General features: G+C 54.2%; 15 protein-coding genes. All 15 read right to left on the reverse strand.

What is annotated here, in order from left to right; genetic code table 11:
* Positions 1-71: 71 nt before the first annotated feature.
* Positions 72-1,664 (reverse strand): xylulokinase, encoded by a 1,593-nt coding sequence (locus KM934_RS03225; protein ID WP_215759175.1) that lies wholly within the window; start codon positions 1,662-1,664, stop codon positions 72-74.
* A 7-nt stretch (positions 1,665-1,671) separates the two neighbouring features.
* Positions 1,672-3,213: an L-arabinose isomerase gene (araA, locus tag KM934_RS03230; protein WP_215759176.1), complete on the reverse strand. Its 1,542-nt coding sequence runs from the start codon at positions 3,211-3,213 to the stop codon at positions 1,672-1,674.
* Between the two features lie 89 nt (positions 3,214-3,302).
* On the reverse strand, positions 3,303-4,001 hold the full coding sequence (locus KM934_RS03235) for an L-ribulose-5-phosphate 4-epimerase (RefSeq protein WP_215759177.1): 699 nt from the start codon (positions 3,999-4,001) through the stop codon (positions 3,303-3,305).
* Positions 4,002-4,092: 91 nt separating this feature from the next.
* The gene (locus KM934_RS03240; protein WP_215759178.1) at positions 4,093-4,770 is read right to left on the reverse strand and encodes an NUDIX hydrolase; all 678 of its coding nucleotides are present in this window, start codon (positions 4,768-4,770) and stop codon (positions 4,093-4,095) included.
* 96 nt (positions 4,771-4,866) lie between these two features.
* A complete protein-coding gene (locus KM934_RS03245) occupies positions 4,867-6,591 on the reverse strand; it encodes a sodium:solute symporter family transporter (RefSeq protein ID WP_215759179.1) in 1,725 nt (574 codons plus the stop codon).
* Positions 6,592-6,631: 40 nt separating this feature from the next.
* Positions 6,632-7,825: an aldose epimerase family protein gene (locus KM934_RS03250; RefSeq protein ID WP_215759180.1), complete on the reverse strand. Its 1,194-nt coding sequence runs from the start codon at positions 7,823-7,825 to the stop codon at positions 6,632-6,634.
* A gap of 418 nt (positions 7,826-8,243) precedes the next feature.
* Entirely contained in the window at positions 8,244-9,404 is a 1,161-nt protein-coding gene (gene galK / locus KM934_RS03255; RefSeq protein ID WP_215759181.1) for a galactokinase, read from the reverse strand.
* Between the two features lie 34 nt (positions 9,405-9,438).
* Positions 9,439-10,677, reverse strand: a complete 1,239-nt coding sequence (locus KM934_RS03260) for an MFS transporter (RefSeq protein ID WP_215759182.1) — start codon at positions 10,675-10,677, stop codon at positions 9,439-9,441.
* 96 nt (positions 10,678-10,773) lie between these two features.
* Positions 10,774-11,862, reverse strand: coding sequence for an aldose epimerase family protein (locus KM934_RS03265; protein WP_215759183.1), 1,089 nt, complete (start codon positions 11,860-11,862; stop codon positions 10,774-10,776).
* A 98-nt stretch (positions 11,863-11,960) separates the two neighbouring features.
* Positions 11,961-13,280: a bifunctional folylpolyglutamate synthase/dihydrofolate synthase gene (locus KM934_RS03270; protein WP_215759184.1), complete on the reverse strand. Its 1,320-nt coding sequence runs from the start codon at positions 13,278-13,280 to the stop codon at positions 11,961-11,963.
* Between the two features lie 15 nt (positions 13,281-13,295).
* A complete protein-coding gene (gene dnaJ, locus KM934_RS03275) occupies positions 13,296-14,474 on the reverse strand; it encodes a molecular chaperone DnaJ (protein WP_215759185.1) in 1,179 nt (392 codons plus the stop codon).
* Between the two features lie 50 nt (positions 14,475-14,524).
* Positions 14,525-15,112: a nucleotide exchange factor GrpE gene (locus KM934_RS03280; RefSeq protein ID WP_215759186.1), complete on the reverse strand. Its 588-nt coding sequence runs from the start codon at positions 15,110-15,112 to the stop codon at positions 14,525-14,527.
* Between the two features lie 97 nt (positions 15,113-15,209).
* Entirely contained in the window at positions 15,210-16,832 is a 1,623-nt protein-coding gene (locus KM934_RS03285; RefSeq protein ID WP_215759187.1) for an ABC-F family ATP-binding cassette domain-containing protein, read from the reverse strand.
* Positions 16,833-17,621: 789 nt separating this feature from the next.
* Positions 17,622-18,494: a sigma-70 family RNA polymerase sigma factor gene (locus tag KM934_RS03290; RefSeq protein WP_215759188.1), complete on the reverse strand. Its 873-nt coding sequence runs from the start codon at positions 18,492-18,494 to the stop codon at positions 17,622-17,624.
* A 594-nt stretch (positions 18,495-19,088) separates the two neighbouring features.
* On the reverse strand, positions 19,089-19,518 hold a 430-nt coding region (locus KM934_RS03295; protein ID WP_215759189.1), incomplete at its 5' end, for a hypothetical protein.

The following is a 19,518-nucleotide window of genomic DNA, read 5'->3' on the forward strand; positions in this document are numbered from 1 at the left end:
TTTCCGATACATGGTAAATGGCAGAGGAGTGTGATAATCAGGTGATTGCGGATCATTCTTCAGTCTATGCTTTAGTCTTTGTTTTGAACAGCGGCCTGTTCAATGGCAAGACCCTTCTTGTAGCTTTCGATGTAGGCGTTGAAGCCTTCCACCTCCTCGGTGGTGGGCGTTACCTCGGTGCCCTTGTTGCCGGCGAAGACCTTCTGGTCGAGGAAGTCGGCAAGCGACTGGTGCTTGCTGCTGTTGACGAGGTAAGATGCCAGGAGGGCCATACCCCAAGGACCACCTTCGCCTGCGGTCTTCATGACGGAGATGGGCAGGTTGAGGGCGGCGGCGAGGATGCGTTGGCCCACCTCGGGAGTGGTGAAGAAGCCACCATGGCCCGTGAGGCGGTCTACCTGAACCTTCTCGTCTTTGAACAGGATGTCGTTGCCAATCTTGAGCACGGCCACGGCGCCATAGAGGTTGGCGCGCATGAAGTTGGCCAATGAGAACACATCGTTGGGAGAGCGCACAATCATGGGGCGACCCTCGTCGAGACCTGTCACGGGCTCGCCCGAGAAGTAGTTGTAGGCCATCAGGCCACCGCAGTTGGGGTCGCCCTTGAGGGCTGTCTGGAAGAGCGTAACGAACAGTTGGCCCATGTCGACCTTATGGCCGTTGGCCTCCAGGCACTCCTTGAAGATGTTGACCCAAGCGTTGATGTCGCTCGTGCAGTTGTTGCAATGAACCATGGCGACGGGTGCGCCGTCGGGCGTGGTGACGATATCGATGCTCTTATAGGGCTGGCTGAGGTTCTTCTCGAGCACAATCATCGAGAATGATGAGGTGCCGCAACTTACGTTACCCGTGCGCTGGCGAACGGCGTTGGTGGCTGCCATGCCCGTGCCGGCGTCGCCCTCGGGAGGACACATGGGGATGCCTGCCTTCAGGTGGCCCGACGGGTCGAGCAGCTTGGCGCCCTTGGCGGTGAGGCAACCGGCTTCCTGGCCGGCAACGAGCACCTTCGGGAGGATGTCGCGCAATTTCCAGGGGTAGCCCTTGGGAGCCACGAGCGTGTCGAACTTCTTCACCATCTTCTCATCGTAATCCTTGGTGTCGGGGTCGATGGGAAGCATGCCCGAGGCGTCGCCAATGCCGGTGACGCGCTCACCCGTCAGCTGCCAATGGATGTAGGCGTCGAGCGTGGCCAGGTAATCGATATCCTTCACGTGGCTCTCGCCGTCGATGATGCACTCGTAGAGGTGAGAGATGCTCCAACGAAGGGGGATGTTGAAATTGAACAACTCAGACAGGCGGGCGGCTGCCTTGCCCGTGTTGGTGTTGCGCCATGTGCGGAAAGGCACCAAGATCTCCTGGTTCTTGTTGAAAGCCATGTAGCCGTGCATCATGGCACTAACGCCAATGGCTGCCAGGTTCTCCAGCTCGATGCCATACTGGTCCATCACATCCTTGCGAAGGGTGGCGTAGCAATCTTGCACACCTTCCCAGATCGACTTGATGCTGTAGGTCCATAAGCCGTTCTCCAACTGGTTCTCCCATGTGTGGGAGCCCTGTGCGATGGGGGCGTTGTCGCCATCGATAAGCACGGCCTTGATTCGTGTGGAACCAAGCTCGATGCCAAGCACGGCCTTGCCCTGCTGTATAGTGTCTTTTGCTGTCATGCCAATATTACTTGAGAGCCTTGTTAAGCATGTAGTAAACCTCGTTGTTGCGGAGCTGCTGCTTGAAGTCGCTGATCGTGGTGTTCTTGTCGATGTTGACATGCTCGATGCCTAAGATCTCAGCGAAGTCGTCCCAGTACTCGGCGGTGATGTCGTAAGAGAAGGCGCTGTGGTGTGTGCCACCAGCGAGGATCCATGCACCGGCTCCCACCTCGAAGGAAGGCTGGGGCACCCAGAGGGCAGAGGCAACGGGGAGCTTGGGCATGGGCTTGGGCTCGATGCACTCCACCTCGCTTGTGATGAGACGGAAGCGGTTGCCAAGGTCTACAACTGTGGCCTTGATGCCATGGCCGGTCTTGGATGTGAACACGAGGCGTGCGGTCTGCTGCTTGCGGATGCCGATGCCGAGGAAGTGTACCTCGAGCTTGGGCTTGTCGGTGGCAATGAGTGGGCACACCTCGAGCATGTGGCTCTGGAGCGATGAGGTGCAATCGGCGGCGAAGTTCAGGGTGTAGTCCTCAAGGAATGAGCAACCCTTAGAAAGGCCCTGGTTCATCACCCACAGGGTGCGATAGAGGCAAGCCGTCTTCCAGTCGCCCTCGGCGCCGAAGCCGTAACCCTCAGCCATCAGGCGCTGAGAAGCGAGGCCGGGAATCTGGTCGAATCCGCAGAAGTTGGGATCGTTGATGTCGGCGTCGCCAAGGTCGTCGAAGTTGGTGGTGAAAGCTGTGGCGTTCTCGTCCTTGAGCACGCGGCGGAGAGCGATCTCGGCCTTGGCAGAGTTCTTCACCTTCTCCCAATAAACCTCCTCGCCCGACTCGTCGATCTTGATGGTGTAAGCCTTCTTGTACTCCTCAACAAGGGCGTCGGCCTCGGCGTCGGTCACCTTCTTGTAGTACTCCATCAATGAAGAAACGGGATAGTAGTCGACGTGGTAGCCGAGGCGCTGCTCAAACTCTACGCGGTCGCCATCGGTAACGGCAACGTTGTTCATGTTCATACCAAACATCAGGCAGCGCACGTTGTGGGCGTCGGCAACGCCAGCGGCAACGCGGGCCCATGTGGCGATCTGCTTCTGAGCCTCTTCGCTCTTCCAGTAACCCACAACAACCTTGCGGGGCACGCGCATGCGGGTGCAGATGTGGCCAAACTCGATGTCACCGTGAGCCGACTGGTTGAGGTTCATGAAGTCCATGTCGATGTCGTTCCATGGAATTTCGGCGTTATACTGTGTGTGGAAGTGGAGGAGCGGCTTCTTCAGAGCCTGAAGGCCCTTGATCCACATCTTGGCGGGTGAGAAGGTGTGCATCCAGGTGATGATACCAACGCACTTGTCGTCGTTGTTGGATGCCTTCATGATGGCCTCCACCTCGGCTGATGAGTTGGCGGTGCCCTTATATACTACCTTGATGGGAATGATGCCGCTATTGTTCAGACCATCGACCATCTCCTTAGAGTGGCCATCAACGATCTTAACTGTCTCGCCTCCATAAAGGAGCTGTGCGCCGGTAACAAACCACACTTCTAAATTTTCGAATGCCTTAATCATAGTTGTTTGTTTTTAATTATTAGTAAGTTCTTGAATGCTATGTGGGGTCAGCGTCTCCGCCCGGGGTGGGGCAGAGACCTGACGGTTGGTTATTTCTTCTTCTGACCGTAGTAGGCGTTGGGGCCGTGCTTGCGGTTGAAATGCTTCTCCACCAACAGGGGGTTCATCGTGGTGTTGGGGTTGACGGTGAACGACACAAAGGCCATCTTGGCCACCTGCTCGGCCACTACGGCGTGGTAGACGGCCTCGTCGGCGTTCTTGCCCCAGGTGAAGGGACCGTGGTTCTTGACGAGCACACCGGGAGTGTGCACATAGTTGATGTTGTCTTTCTTAAACTTGTTGACAATCACCACGCCCGTGTTGAGCTCATACTCAGCCATCATGTCGGCGGTCATGTCGTCGGTGCAGGGGATGGCGTCGTGGAAATAGTCGGCGTGTGTGGTGCCGATGCTTGGGATGTCGAGGCCTGCCTGGGCCCATGCCGTGGCATAGGTGGAATGGGTGTGAACCACACCGCCAATCTCGGGGAAGTTGCGATAAAGCTCCAAGTGGGTGGGAGTGTCGCTCGAGGGGTTGAGGTCGCCCTCCACCACCTTGCCTGTCTGCAGGTCGACCACCACCATGTCGCTGGCTTTCATGTCGTCGTAGCTAACGCCCGAGGGCTTGATGACAACAAGACCTTTCTCACGGTCAATGCCCGACACATTGCCCCAGGTGAAGAGCACCAAATTGTGCTTAACCAAGTCGAGGTTGGCTTGGAATACTTTTTCTTTTAATTCTTCTAACATATCCTTTAAATTTTTATGGTTCAAATATGGGATGGACTAACAGGCATGGGCCTCTGCGGTGTGTAGCCTATTCGGCCTATGGCCAAGCTGCTTAAAGCCTGAAGGTCTGGTCGTTGTTGTAAGCGTCTTGGTTGAAACGATACAAGGCGGCGCCACGCTTCGATGTCAACTTGTCGATGTGTTCGGTCTTCTCGATGACATCAATCTGCTTGATGCGCTTTCGGAAGTTGCGCTTGTCGATTTCCTGGCCCAGGATGGCCTCGTAAACATGCTGCAACTGGGTGAGCGTGAACAGCTCGGGCAAGAGGTTGAAGCTCAACGGCTCTGTCTTGATGCGGTTGCGAAGCATCTTGACGGCGTCTTTCACCATGATGTTGTGGTCGGAGTAGAGCTGGGGCAACTTCTCGAGTGGCACCCACTCCAAACCATATTTGGTGAGCATCGACTCATCGTAGTCTTTCACGTTGATGAGGGCGCAATAGGCCACCGACACCACACGCTCTCCCGGGTCGCGGTCGATGGCGCCATAAGCCCCCGACTGCTTCATGTATTGGTCCTTGAGGCCCGTCATTTGGAAGAGCACACGGTTGGCTGCTTCATCCACACTTTCGGTGGGCTCCACAAAGTCACCATGGAGCGACCATTGGCCATTTCCGGGGTCCATCTTGCGCTTGCCGATGAGCACCTCAAGCTTAAAACCATCAAAACCGAAGACTATGCAGTCAACGGAAACGAAATACTTTGTGTGTTCTTTGTAAAATTCAGTCATGCTTATAGGTTATTTTTCAAATCAGTACAAGCCTCTTTGGAAAACGCGTTTCCAAAAGAGACTTGCAATGCGTATGGGTTAGTCTTGCTTGCCGATTTACCAGAAGTACCAGTAGAATGCTGCGCAAAGGCCAATCACGAGGAGTGAGCCAATGATGTCGAAGGCACCCCAACTCTCACGGATCGACTTCTTGAAGTCGGATGTGAAGGTGATGGCTTCCACCTGCTCCTTGCTTGGGGCGGGAGTGAAGCAGCTCACCACAACCATGAAGATGATGAGGAACACGAGCAACCAGCACTCGAACACCAGCCAGTTGGTCTGCCAGAACCATGTGGTGGCGTTCCAGAAGGCGCCGTCCATGGTGGACTTGCCGGTGTCGGTAATGACGTTGGTCACGAGGCGGAGCATTCCGATGAGGAAGCCCACGATCATGGTGTACTCACCAGCCTTAGGCGTGATCTTCTTGAAGAAGATACCCATGGCGAACACGGCGACCATTGCCGGAGCCAACAGCGACTGGATGCCCTGGAGGTAATTATACAAGGTGTCCATCTTCATCATGATGGGCAACCAAGCGAAGCCAAGCACCACCACGACAACCGTGGCGACACGACCTACGAACACGTAGTGGGCCTCCGACATGCCCTTCTTCAGGGGCTTGTAGAAGTCCTCGGTGAAGAGGGTGGCGCAGCTGTTGAAGAAGGCGGCCAACGAAGCCACGAGAGCGCAGATGAAACCGATGGTTACGATACCCTTGATACCTGCGGGCAGCACGGTCTTCACCATGATGGCGAAGGCGGCATCGGTCTCGTTCATCTGAATGGCACCCTTCTGAGCCAAGGCGGCGGCAATCATACCAGGAATGAGGAACATGAAGCAAGGAAGAACCTTGAAGAAACCTGCGGCGATGGTGCCACGGCGGGCGCGCTTCATCACCTCAGCGTTGCTTTCGCCAGGAACCTGGCCCAACACACGCTGAACGATGTGCTGGTCGGTGCACCAATACCAGAAACCGATGATGGTGGCGCCGAGGAACACTACGAAGCCAGGATACTCCTGATACATGGAGTCGCCCTGCTCCCAGTGGAACATGTGGGTTGTGCCATAGCCGTTGTTCAGCTTGCTGCAATAGTCCATCATGTCGGTCCAACCGGCCGAGATGCTTCCACCACCGAGGGTAGAGAGGCCGAGGAAGAGCACGAGGAACGAACCGATGACGAGGATAGGTGTCTGGATGGTGGAGAGGGTCATAACGCCCTTCATGCCACCGAACACGGTGAAGATGGTGGTGAGGACGATCAGGCCGATGGCTCCTGCCCAGAAGTTCAGGCCCCAAAGGTACTCGAAGAAGATACCTCCCGTGAGGGCGGTAACGCTCACCTTCGTGAGAATATAGGCAACGAGAGTGATGATCGACAGCCATGAACCCGTGCGCTGGGTGTAGCGAAATTTCAAAAAGTCGGGCATGGTGATGATCTTGCCCATCTTGTTGATGAGCAACTGATAGAATGGTACGAACAGCCATCCCAAGATCAGGATCATCCAACCCTGCATCTCCCAGTGGGCCATACCTACACCACTCTTGGCGCCTGTGCCTGCCAAACCTACAAGGTGCTCGGAACCGATGTTGGCCGCGAAGATGGCCATACCGATTACGTACCAGGGCTCTCCCTTACCAAAGAGGTATGCAGAAGAATCTTCGCCTTTCTGAGCTTTTCTGTCCTTAACGATCGCATGCCACACTGCCCATATCACGCCGATTACGCCAATGGCGAGCACGGCCCAGTCGAGCCATACGAACTCTGTTGAATTCCAATTCATTGTTTCTAATTGGTTTTGTTATTGTTAATGTTTTTAGTTGTTATTTCACGGAGAATTTGTAAACCAGGTGGCTATAATATTTCTCGCCTGGCTTCAGGTATGGATTGGAAATCTCCCATCCCTTTGTCTTCGCCACAATCTTGGTGGGGCTATCGGGATACTTCTGGCTCTCGAAGCAAACGCTTACGTGCTTGGGGTACTTAATGCCATGCTTGCAAGCGATGCCTGTGCCCTGGAAGTTGCCGGTGTAAACTTGTATGCCCGGCTCGTTGGTAAACACCTCGAGCAAGATGCCCGTCTTCGGTGAGTAGAGGCTGGCAGCCACCTGTGTGTCGTCGCCCTTGCCATCCTTGAAGGTGTTGAGGCACCAGTTGTGGTCGTAACCCGTGGCGTTGCGAATCTGGTCGTAGGTGGTGTCGACGATGGTCTCGCCAATGGCGTGTGCCTTGCGGAAGTCCATGGGTGTGCCGGTCACCTCCTTGATCTCGCCAGTGGGAATATACTTGGCGTCGGCGGGAGTGAACTTGTCTGCGTTGATATACATCACCTGGTCTACGCCCTCTTTAGAGGGGTCTCCGTTGAGGTTGAAGTAGCTATGGTTTGTCATGTTGACCACGGTCTCCTTGTCGGTGGTGGCTCCAAACGTAATGTCGAGCGTGTTGTTGCTCTTCACCACGTAGGTGGCTGTGGCCTTCACAGTGCCGGGGAAGCCATTCTCGCCGTCGGGGGCTGTGATGGCGAATGTCACCGAGCTGTCGGTCTTCTCCTGCACATCATACACCTTATTGAGCCATCCAGTGTTGCCACCGCCGTGCAAGCAGTTCTCGTTGTCGTTGGCGCGCAACTGATAGGTCTTGCCGTCCACCACGATCTTCGAATCCTTGATGCGGTTGGCGTAGCGACCTACGCTTGACCCATAGTCGGAGGGGCTGTTGAGCGTGTCGGCGTATTGCTTGATGTTGTCGTAGCCCAATACGACGTCGGTGGGCTTGCCATCCTTGTCGGGCACGCAGATGCTCACTACGCGGCCACCATAATTGGTGAGGCACACCTCCATGCCGTTGCTATTTTTGATGGTGATCAGCTCGGTCTTCTTGCCGTTCAGCGTTGTGTCGAAATTGGCGGGGTTCAGGCCAGAGACGGTCTCGACGGCAGACTGTCCTCCGCCGGCGCATGATGTCAAAGCCGCAACAGCAAGTCCGGCTCCAAGCAGTAGGTTCCTAAAGTTTTCCATACTAAAGAGTTGTTAGTTGATTGGTTCTTGTAATTTGTTGGTAAAGATACTACTTTTCCGTGAAAGTTGTATCAGTTTACACCCATTATTTTTCGAAAAAGGGCATTTTTACACTCCTTGACATAAATCAACTGGCAAAATTGTCCATTTTTATGGTGTTATTGGCCATGAATGGGGATGGAAACGTTGAATGTTGAAAGTTGGGCGTGGAATGGGATGTAATGTTGGGTAAGGAATGTTGAGCGTACGACAATGCGCCATGTGGAACCACCTTATTGTAACATGTAACATGTAACAATGTAACGTTTGTGGGGTGGGTAGGGAAGCATGTTCATAAAAAAAGACCTGCTGCCTTTTCGGGCAACAGGTCGTGGGGTATGTCATTTATTTCGTTATGTGCGAAATGACGTGTCGATGCTTAGCAGATCTTTCTTGAGCCGTCGCCAATGACCACATTGATGACCTCAGGCTCATGACCATACTTCTCGTTGAACTTCTTCTTGGCATCAGCGATGAATTTGTCGTAAACCTCATCCTTCACCAGGTTGATGGTGCAACCACCGAAACCACCGCCCATGATACGTGAACCCGTCACGCCATTCTCCTTGGCAATGTCGTTGAGATAGTCGAGCTCTTCGCAGCTCACCTCATACTCCTTGCTCAGGCCGTAGTGGGTCTCGTACATCTTCTGTCCAACGGTCTCGTAATCGCCCTTCTCAAGAGCCTCACTCACAGCGAGCACGCGGTCTACCTCACCCAGCACGAAGTGTGCGCGTGTGTAGTCCTCCTCGCTCACCACAGGCTTCACGGCCTCCAGCTCATCCCAGTTGGCGTCGCGGAGCGTCTCAAACTTCTTATCAGGGAAGTGGCTGCTCAGCGCCTTCACCACGTTCTCGCAAGAGTTGCGGCGATCGTTGTAGGGTGAACCCTTCAGCTCGTGCTTCACCTTAGAGTTGAGCAGAACGAGCTTGTAGCCCTTGGGCTCCCAGGGGAAATACTCAAACTCGCGGCTACGGCAGTCGAGGCGCATGAGCTTGCCCTTCTGTCCGAAGACTGAAGCAAACTGGTCCATGATACCGCAGTTAACGCCGATATACTTGTGCTCTGTTGCCTGACCAGCCAACACCATGTCCCACTTAGAGACCTTGTTGTCGCCAAACAGATCATTGAGCGCGCAAGCGAAGCAGCTCTCGAGCGCGGCTGACGAAGACATACCAGCTCCCAATGGAACGTCGCCAGCGAAGGCAGCGTTGAAAGGCTTCACGTCTACGCCCAGAGCTCTCATCTCCTGCACTACGCCGTAGATGTAGCGAGCCCATGTGGCTGACGGACCCTTAGGATCGTCGATCTTGAAATGAACCATGTCCTTCAGGTCGATAGAGTAGACGTTACATGTCTGCTGGCCGTTGGGGCGAACCTCAGCCATGATGCCCTGCTCCACAGCGCCCGGGAAAACAAATCCACCATTATAGTCGGTGTGCTCACCAATAAGGTTGATGCGGCCAGGTGAGTGGTAGATGTTACCTGTCTTGCCGTCGAAATGCTTGATGAAGCGACTTCTTACATATTCAATCTCCATAGATGTATTTTTTAAAAAGTTAATAGAATCTTACTTACTTTCCAAGACCCACCTTCGATCCCCAGTTGCAGAACCAGATGATGTATGCGTAGAAGATGAAGAGGCAGCAGCTTGCCACGATAACGCTGGTAGAGTCGACCAACTTACCCATGACAGGCATCAGCAGGGCAGCGCCAATCACACCGGTGTTGATGACACCCGTAGCCGACTTGGTGTGGGGACCGAGCTCCTGGAGACCCAGGTTGAAGATCAAAGGCCACATCACGGAATGGAACAGACCAGCGGCGATCATGCACCAGATACCCACCATGCCGGGGAGAACAACGCTCAGCAGGATGCATGCGGCACCCAGCACCAGGCAAGAGGTGAGCAACTTGCGCGGCTCAAACTTGGCGAGGATGGCGGCACCGATGAAACGGCCAACCATCATGCCACCCCAGTAGAATGCGAGGTAGCTGGTAGCGATCGAGGTATAGTCCTCGCCTGCGCCGAGCATGTCGCGGAACTTATAGGGAAGCATGGAAGGAACGCCAATCTCAACACCCATATACATGAAGATGCCGAGTGCGCCCAACCAAACGTGGGGATACTTGAACACAGAGCTCTTATACTCGCGGTGGATACCAGCGTCCTCAGCCTGCTTGCCCTCGTCGATCTTCGGGAGCTTCAGGAACACGAGGATGACGCAGATGGCCAGCGTGAAGATACCCAAGCCCAGGAACGGAGCGGGAACAGCCGAGGGCTCAGGATCCTGACCGCGGATGATGACGTAAGTGATGAACAGCGGAGCCAACGTGGTGGCCACGGAGTTCAGGGCCTGGCTCAGCGTCATGCGGAAAGCGCCCTTCTCAGGCGAGCCGAGAACCATGACGTAGGGGTTGGCCACGTTTTGCAGCATCACCACACCGCAAGCCACCAAGCACATGCTGGCCAAGAACACGGTGTAAACGTTGGCCTGTGCTGCGATGGCCGAGTTGATGCCGATGGAGTTGATGACGAAGCCAATTCCGGCAACCGCCAAACCCAGGATAAGGGTACCCTTGTAGCCAATCTTGCTCATGAGCATGGCGAACGGTATGCTCAGCAGGTAGGCGCCATAGAAGGCGGTGTTGACATACTGGCCTTGCTGAGCTGTCAGGTCGAAAGCCTTAGAGCAGAAAGAAATCATAGAGTTGTTCATCGTCGTGATGAATCCGATGAGGAAGCACACGATGAAGACAACGATCAGCGCAAACGTGTAGTTGGGGCGCTGCGTTTGAGGAGTTTGTGACATATTTGTTTTGATTCAGTTATTGTTCATTCACGAATAGGGAGAAAGATGAATTCCAACTGGAACTCATCCTCCCCCCTCTTATTTCTTAGGTAGACGTTATTTCTCCACGCCAAACTTATAGATGGTCTTTTGCTTATACTGCTCGCCCGGCTTCAACACGACGTTCGGGAAATAGGGTCGGTTGGGAGTGTCGGGGAAGTGCTGTGCCTCGAAGCACACCGATGAGCGCTTCGGGAATGTGGCACCACACTGTCCGTCCTTGCCGTCGGCCCAGTTGTCGGTGTAGAGCTGCACGCCAGGCTCTGTGGTGTAAACCTCCATGGTGCGTCCGCTCACCGGCTCAACCACCTTGGCAGCGAACGACAGCTCTCCAAACTCCTTCTTGTTGAGCACGAAGCAATGGTCGTAGCCTGCGCCGTTCTTGATCTGCTCGTCGTCGGCGTCGATGTCTTGGCCGAGCGGCTTGGGAGCGCGGAAATCGAACGGTGTGCCCTCCACCTTCAGGATTTCGCCTGTGGGGATGGATGTGTCGTCGATGGGGATAAAGAAGTCGGCGTTGATTTCGCAAACCACATTATCAACCGTGGGTGTGGGGTTGGCAATACCGGCCAACGAGAAGTAACCGTGGTGTGTGAGGTTGATAATCGTCTTCTTGTTTGTGGTGGCGAGATACTCGATGACGAGCTCATCGTCGTCGGTGAATGAGTATTCGACCGAAACTTTCACCTCTCCGGTGTAACCCTCTTCTCCGTAAGGACTTACGAGGTTGAGCGCCAATGTGTGTTCGCCCATCTTCTGGGCTTCCCATACGCGAAGGTTATATCCCTTCTTGCCGCCGTGCAGGTGGTTCTTGCCGTTGTTCACAGCCAAGTGGTAGGCCTTGCCGTTGAGGGTGAAGTTGCCCTCGCAGATGCGGTTGCCATAGCGACCAATCAATGTTGACTTATATGGCGAGTCGGACTTTTGTGCGGCCTCAATGCTGTCATAGCTCTGAATGACATTGGCCAGTTCTCCATTCTTATCGGGAACGAACACGCCGACGACTGCACCGCCGTAATTGGTGATGGCTACAACGTGACCTTTGCTGTTCTTGAGGAAAAAGAGATCTGTCTTCTTTCCGTCCACAGTGGCCTGATAATTGGATCTTTTCAGGCCGCCGAAGTTTTCTGTTTCAGTCGTGCTCATAATATTGAATAGTTTTTAGTTACTTTATCTATCTGCAAAGTAACTAAAAATAAACGATAATCGCAAGATAAAATAGAGAAAATACGGACAACATGATGTTAAAAATCGTTTAACGCCAACAAATCGGCCACGACATAGCTCGATCCACCAACAAAAACTAAATCGTTTTGGCCTGCCTTTTCCATTGCCTTGCGGTATGCTTGCTCCACGTTCCCGCAGTTGTCGCCCTTCAAATGGCGCTGCTGGCCCATCTGTGCCACCTTTGCCGAGGGCACGGCTCGATGTGTGCTGGCTTGCGTCCAATAGTAGGTGGCGTCCTTGGGGAGCATGTCCATGACGGCGCCGATGTCCTTGTCGTCGACCATTCCAAACACGATGTGCTTGTGGTGGCACTTCTGCATGGCTATCTGCTCCGCCAGGTAGGTCCATCCTGCGGTGTTGTGGCCTGTGTCGCAAACGACCAGTGGGTGCTGGTGCAACGTCTGCCAACGGCCTTGCAGGCCTGTCGACTCACACACGTTGGCTAACCCGTCTGCCACGTGCTGCTCGCTGATCTTGAAGATGGGGGCTTCCGGGAGGCCCTTGGCGTGGGCTTTTCCTTGGAGCACATCGATGGCTGCCAAGATGGTGTTGGTGTTCTTGGCTTGGTATTCGCCACCCAGTTGGCCATGGAGCGCTCCCAGGCTGCGCGTCTGGTAATCGATGCCACCCTGTTGGCTGAACTGCCAATTTGTCACCTCCCTGTTGTGCTCGGCGAAGAGGATGGGGGCTCCCTGCTGCTCGGCCTTGGCTTGGAACACGGGGGCGGTCTCGGCTTGTGTCTCGCCGACGACTACGGGTACACCTATTTTTATAATACCCGCTTTTTCGCCTGCGATCTTTTCGAGCGTATGGCCGAGGAATTGGGTATGGTCGAGGCTGATGTTGGTGATGACCGACAATACGGGTGTAATGATGTTTGTGCAGTCGAGTCGGCCTCCCAGTCCCACCTCGATGACGGCCACGTCGACCTGTTGCTCCTTGAAGTAGAGGAGCGCCATGGCGGTGGTCAGTTCGAAAAACGAGGGGTGGAGGGGCTCGAAGAAGGCGCGATGGTCGGCCACGAAGTCGACAACGCGTTTCTCGCTGATCATCTGCCCGTTAACCCTTATGCGTTCACGGAAATCTACAAGGTGTGGCGAGGTGTAAAGTCCCACCTTGTAACCTGCGGCTTGGAGAATGGCTGCCAAGGTGTGTGAGCACGATCCCTTGCCATTGGTGCCAGCGATGTGTATGGTTTTGTATGAGCGGTGAGGATGCCCGAAATGTTCATCCATCGCCAACGTGTTTTCCAATCCCTCCTTATAGGCAACAGCACCCACGTGCTCGAAGACCGGGGTGCTGTTGTATAGGTATTCTACGGTTTCTTGATAATCCATGAAGATGGCCCTATTCTAATTGAAACAATTCTTGAACATGTCGAAGATGCTCTTCTTGGTTGTAGAGTCGCTCTTGAAGTTCTCACAATTCTTGAGCGACTCGATGGCCTTCCTCTCCTCCTTTGTGAGCGTCTTGGGCACGTAGACGCTGATTTTCACTACCAGGTCGCCTGTTCCCGATCCGTATCCCCTGAGTGCGGGTAGTCCCTTTCCTCTCAGTCGGACGGTCTTGCCGGGTTGCGTTCCCGATTCGATCTTCAGCGTCACCTTGCTGCCGTTGATGGTTGGAATTTGCACCTCGCCTCCTAATGCCGCCGTTGGGAAATCGAGCAGCAGGTTGTAGATGATGTCTTGCTTGTCGCGTGTGAAGGTGTCGTTCTTCTCCTCCTCAATCAGCACTTGGATGTCGCCGTTGACGCCATTGTGTGGTCCGGCGTTTCCTTTTCCGCCAACGTTGACCACCATTCCCTCTTCGACGCCTGCAGGGATTTCGATTTCCACGATCTCGTCGCCTTTCACGACGCCCGTGCCGCCACACTCCTTACATTTGTTTTTGATGACGGTGCCTTCGCCATGGCAGGTGGGACATTCCGACTGTGTGGTCATCATGCCGAGCGGTGTGCGCACAGTGCGTGCCACCACGCCCGATCCGTGACATGTGGGGCAGGTCTCGGGCTGTGAGCCGCCCTCGGCTCCTGTGCCGTGGCAATGGGTGCACACCACGTCTTTCTTGACCTTGAACTTCTTGGTTACGCCCGAGGCTATGTCCTGCAACGACAGTTTCACCTTCAGTCGGAGGTCGGTGCCGCGGTACACGCGCTGCTGGCTTCCGCCTCTTCCACCTCCGAAGCCTCCGAATCCGCCAAATCCGCCAAATCCGCCGTGCCCGCCGAAGATGTCGCCAAACATCGAGAAGATGTCGTCCATGTCCATGCCGCCTCCGCCGAAGCCACCGCCAAATCCGCCTTGTGGGCCATTGAAGCCAAACTGGTCGTATTGCTGGCGTTTCTGTGGGTCGTGCAAGACGTCGTAGGCCTCAGCTGCCTCCTTAAACTTCTCCTCGGCCTTTTTGTCGCCGGGGTTGCGGTCGGGGTGGTATTTGATGGCCAGTTTGCGGTATGCTTTCTTTATGTCATCCTCGCTTGCGTTCTTGTCCAAGCCCAGAACCTCGTAATAGTCTCTTTTCTCTGCCATTTGTGTGTTGGAAATTCAGATTCTTTATTAGAATGAAGGGGTGTAGGGGCTTATTGTCCCACGGCTACCTTGGCGTGGCGAATGACCTTGTCGTTCATGGTGTAGCCCGTCTGCAGGCAGTCGACCACCTTGCCCTTCTTGTCGTCGCCCATGCCGGGAACCATGGCCACCGCCTCATGGTAGTCGGTGTCGAAATCCTTGTCTTTGGTTTCTATCTGCTTTACTCCCAGGCTCTCCAGGCTCTTCACAAACTTGTTGAAGATGTTCTGTATGCCTTCCTTGATGGCCTTGGGGTCGTCGCTCTTGTCGGCTATGGCGCGCTCAAAATCATCGAGTACGGGGAGGATGGCGGCCACCGTTTTTGCGCCACCGTTGAGGATGAGCTCGGTCTTTTCCTTCAGGGTGCGCTTCTTGTAGTTGTCAAACTCAGCCACGGTGCGCAGGTACTTGTCCTTCAGCTCTTCGATCTGTTTCTGTGCCTCTTCCAATGGGTCGGCCTCAGGGGTCTCCTCTGTTTTGGCGTCTGTGTTTTCCTCAGAGGCTGCAGCCTCCGTTTCGGGCTTGTTCTCGGCAGCCTTGGGGGTTGCCTCTTCGCCGTCCACGTTTATCTTTCTGCTTTTATCTTTTGAATCTGTCATGATATGTGTATATTTAATATAGTCATGTAGCATACAAAAAGTGTGCCACATGACTATCTGTTGAAGGTAGACTTTGTGGAAAGTCGTTACTTCTTATTTACGCGTTGTACATTTTGGCCTTCTGCTCCTTGATGGCCTCGTCATGGATATACTCGTCGTAGGGCATCATCTTGTCGATGGTTCCGCTGGGTGTGAGTTCGATGATGCGGTCGGCCACGGTCTCTATAAACTCATGGTCGTGGCTTGAGAAGAGGATGTTTCCCTTGAAGCTCACGAGGTTGTTGTTGAACGCCTGGATGCTTTCGAGGTCGAGGTGGTTGGTGGGCGTGTCGAGTATCAGGCAGTTGGCGTTTTGCAGTTGCATGCGTGCGATCATGCAGCGCATCTTCTCGCCGCCCGAGAGCACGTTCACCTTCTTCTCCACCTCCTCCTGGCGGAAGAGCATGCGTCCCAGGTAGGCCTTCATGGCCACCTCGTTGCCGGGGCCGTACTGTGAGAGCCAGTCGACGAGGTTGAGGTCGCTCTTGAAGAACTCGGTGTTGTCGAGTGGGAGGTAGGCCGTTGTGATGGTTACGCCCCACTTGTAGGTTCCTGCGTCGGCCTGTCGGTTGCCGTTGATGATCTCGAAGAGGGCGGTCATGGCCTTGGGGTTATGGCTGAGAAACACCACCTTCTGTCCCTTCTCGATGTTGAAGTTCACGTTGTCGAAGAGCACCTGTCCCTCGTCGTCGACGGCCTTCAGCCCCTCCACCTCAAGGATTTGGTTGCCTGGCTCGCGCTCCATCTGGAAGATGATGCCCGGGTACTTACGGCTCGACGGGCGTATTTCCTCCACGTTGAGCTTCTCCAGCATCTTCTTTCGGCTTGTGGTTTGGCGGCTCTTTGCCACATTGGCAGAGAATCGGCGTATAAACTCCTCCAACTGCTTTTTCTTCTCCTCGGCCTTCAGCTTTTGGTTTTGCGCCTGTCGGAGGGCGAGCTGCGAGCTCTCGTACCAGAAGCTATAGTTTCCGGCGAAGACGGTCACCTTTCCGAAGTCGATGTCGATGGTCTGTGTGCTGACCGAGTCGAGGAAGTGGCGGTCGTGGCTCACCACGAGCACCGTCTGGTTCTCGTCGATCTCTCCGAGATAGTTCTCCAACCATTCCACGGTGTCGAGGTCGAGGTCGTTGGTGGGCTCGTCGAGCAGCAGGTTGTCGGGTTTTCCAAAGAGGGCTTTTGCCAGCATGACGCGCACCTTCTCGTTGTTGGAGAGGGCGGTCATCTGCTTGTGGTGTGCATCCTCCTTCACGCCGAGGTTCTGCAGCAGTTGGGCTGCGTCGCTCTCAGCCTCCCATCCGTTCATCTCGGCAAACTTCTCTTCGAGCTCGGCTGCGCGGTTGCCATCCTCCTCGGTCATCTCTGCCTTCGAGTAGAGAGCCTCGCGCTCCTTCATGTTGTTCCAGAGCGCCTCATGACCCATGAGAACGGTGTCCATCACGCTGTATGCGTCATACTTAAAGTGGTCCTGCTCGAGCACCGACAGGCGTTCGCCTGGGCCCATCTCCACAGTTCCTTTGTTTGGCTCCAAGTCTCCACTGATGGCGCGCAAGAGGGTTGATTTACCCGCACCATTGGCGCCGATGACGCCGTAGATGTTGCCACGGGTAAATTTGATGTTTACGTCTTTGTAAAGTACACGTTTGCCAAACTGTATGGCTAAATTTGTAAGAGTGATCATTAATACTAATACCTTTTTGTATGATATAGAAATTGTTTGCAAAGTTACTCAAAAAAAACGAGAACCAAGCGCGTTCGCGTCTCAATTCTCATTTTTATGCGGAATGTTTTATGATGTTGAAGGTAGAGTGTGGGGTGATTTTTCCTATGTTGGATGTTGTTGTGTCGCCAATGTTGAATTGGGGAATGCGACATGTGGAACCACCTTATTGTAACATGTAACAATGTAACGTTTTCGTTGTGCCAGACGAGCACAGGTGCCATTCGGGTGTGAGATCAAAAAAATACGAGACCCAAGTCAACGTGCACGCCCCGAAGGGGTAGAAGCGCATAGCCCTGGGCAAGCGAAGCGACACCCTGGGTAAACCGTAGCATCGTGCCATACCACGCCCTGTAAGGGCAAAAGCGTATCTAACTCGCTATGTTTCAACGCTTTTGCCCTTACAGGGCGCAAGCTACACGGCAACATATACCCAGGGTGTCGCTTCGCTTGCCCTGGGCTATGGAGGTCATTGGGCTTTCAGCCCGCCTTGGGCCATCCAACATTATGATACGTGCGACATGCGGAACCACCTTATTGTAACATGTAACATGTAACAATGTAACGTTTTGTGCGTCTGTCGGGGTTCGTTGGCAGGTTTGTCTGCCGGGGTTCGTCTAACTGGGTTCGTTGGCAGGTTTGTCTAACAGGTTCGCCTGACGGCTACGCCCGTTGTGGGGCGCCGTTGTTTGGCCTAAGGCTGGCGCCCTTGCCTAAGGTGGGGCGGGGGGCTGCCTTGTGGCTTGCCCCTTAGCCGAGATACTTCATGAGGATGCGCACGTTGCCGCTCTTGCGCAGCTTGGCGATGCTTTTCTCGCGTATCTGTCGCACGCGCTCGCGTGTGAGGCCGAGCTGGGTGGCTATCTCCTCAAGTCCCATCTCGTTGCATCCTATGCCGAAGCACTCGCGTATGATGGTTGTCTCGCGGTCGTTGAGCACGCTCTCGAGCACGGCGTTGAGCTCTTGCGCCATGCTCTCGTGGTCCACCATCTTGTCGGTGCGGCTGTCGTCGCCGCTGGCCATGATGTCGAGCATGGTGTTCTCCTCGCCGTCCTGGAAGGGCGCGTCAACGCTCACGTGGTGGCCGTCGGCCATCATGCTCTGCTGTATCTTGTCGGCGTCCACGTGCGTGGCGTCGGAGATCTCCTGGATGCTTGGTTGGCGCTGGTGCTCCTGCTCAAAGCGGTTGATCTCGTGGTTGATCTTGCTGAGCGACCCCACCTGGTTCAGCGGCAGCCTTACGATGCGGCTCTGCTCGGCGATGGCCTGCAGGATGCCTTGCCGGATCCACCACACGGCGTATGAGATGAACTTGAAGCCGCGTGTCTCATCGAATTTCTGGGCAGCCTTGATCAAGCCGATGTTGCCCTCGTCGATGAGGTCGGTCAGCGACAAGCCCTGGTGCTGGTACTGCTTGGCCACGGAGACCACAAAGCGCAGGTTGGCGGTTACGAGCCTCTCCTTTGCCCGTTCGCCCTCGCGTCCTCCTTTCTTGATCTTTTGTGCCAGCGCTATCTCCTCATCGATGGAGATGAGTGGGGCCCTGCTTATTTCCACCAGATACTTGTCTAAAGCTTCACTTGCGCGGTTGGTGATGCTCTTCTGAATTTTTAGTTGCCTCATTATCTATGCTTTAAGCGCTTAGCCTTGTCGACGAAAAGCCAAACACGTTTTTCACTATCTAATCCATACAAAGATACAAATAATTTTCTTACCTTATTATATTTATAAACAAATATTAGCTTTTGCGGTCGGAAAAATGTGATTTTTAACATTTTGTAAGACTTGCACCCTTTGTTTCAGGGTGGTTGGGGCTATTTTTTTCGTTTTGCGCGTATATGTTCTCCCACAGATCGCAGATGCGCACAGATGCCGTTCGGGGTGGTGGGGACAATCCCACAGGTCGCGCCGTCGGTGCGGCAGATAGCAGATTTTTGGCATGCGGAGTGCGTTTCTATGAGGGCGGTTTGCACAGGCATAGCTTTCGCTTGCACTGGGCTATGCGCTACCTGGACATTCTGCCCCTTGGTTGTCTTGCAGACGGAAAAATGTTACATTGTTACATGTTACATGTTACAATAAGCACCTTCCGTATGTCCGCACCTTCTTTCGGAAGCCTGAATTTGGGGGGTGTAAAAAATATATAGTATATATAATATATATATTATATATACTATATATTTTCTATAAGCCCATCCTGCGCAATATGGAACCACCTTATTGTAACATGTAACATGTAACATTGTAACAAAATGGGCGCTGCGAAGAGGTGCTTGTGATGCGCATGTGAGACAGGCTGTGCAAACCAGCGTCACAAAACGCGACGCTGGTTCGCGTCATCATGGAGACTCGTGAAACGGCGAACAACCATGGCTCTGCCTGCCACGCAAAAGGGGGTCGGTTGAAACCACCCCCCTTGTCACCGTCATGGAGGCCATGAAATGGTGAAGTGTTTCGTTCAGTCTTGGCGGTAAGGCTGATGTTGCCAAAGGGGATGGGGTGGGTTGAAACCAACCCATCGCCAAAGGGTCGACAGGTGGCTCTGCCTGCCATGCCAAGGGGGTTAGTTGAAATAACCCCCTTGGTCACCGGCATGGAGGCCATGAAATGGTGAAGTGTTTCGTTCAGTCTTGGCGGTAAGGCTGAT

The organism is Hallella faecis (assembly GCF_018789675.1).
Lineage (GTDB): Bacteria > Bacteroidota > Bacteroidia > Bacteroidales > Bacteroidaceae > Prevotella > Prevotella faecis.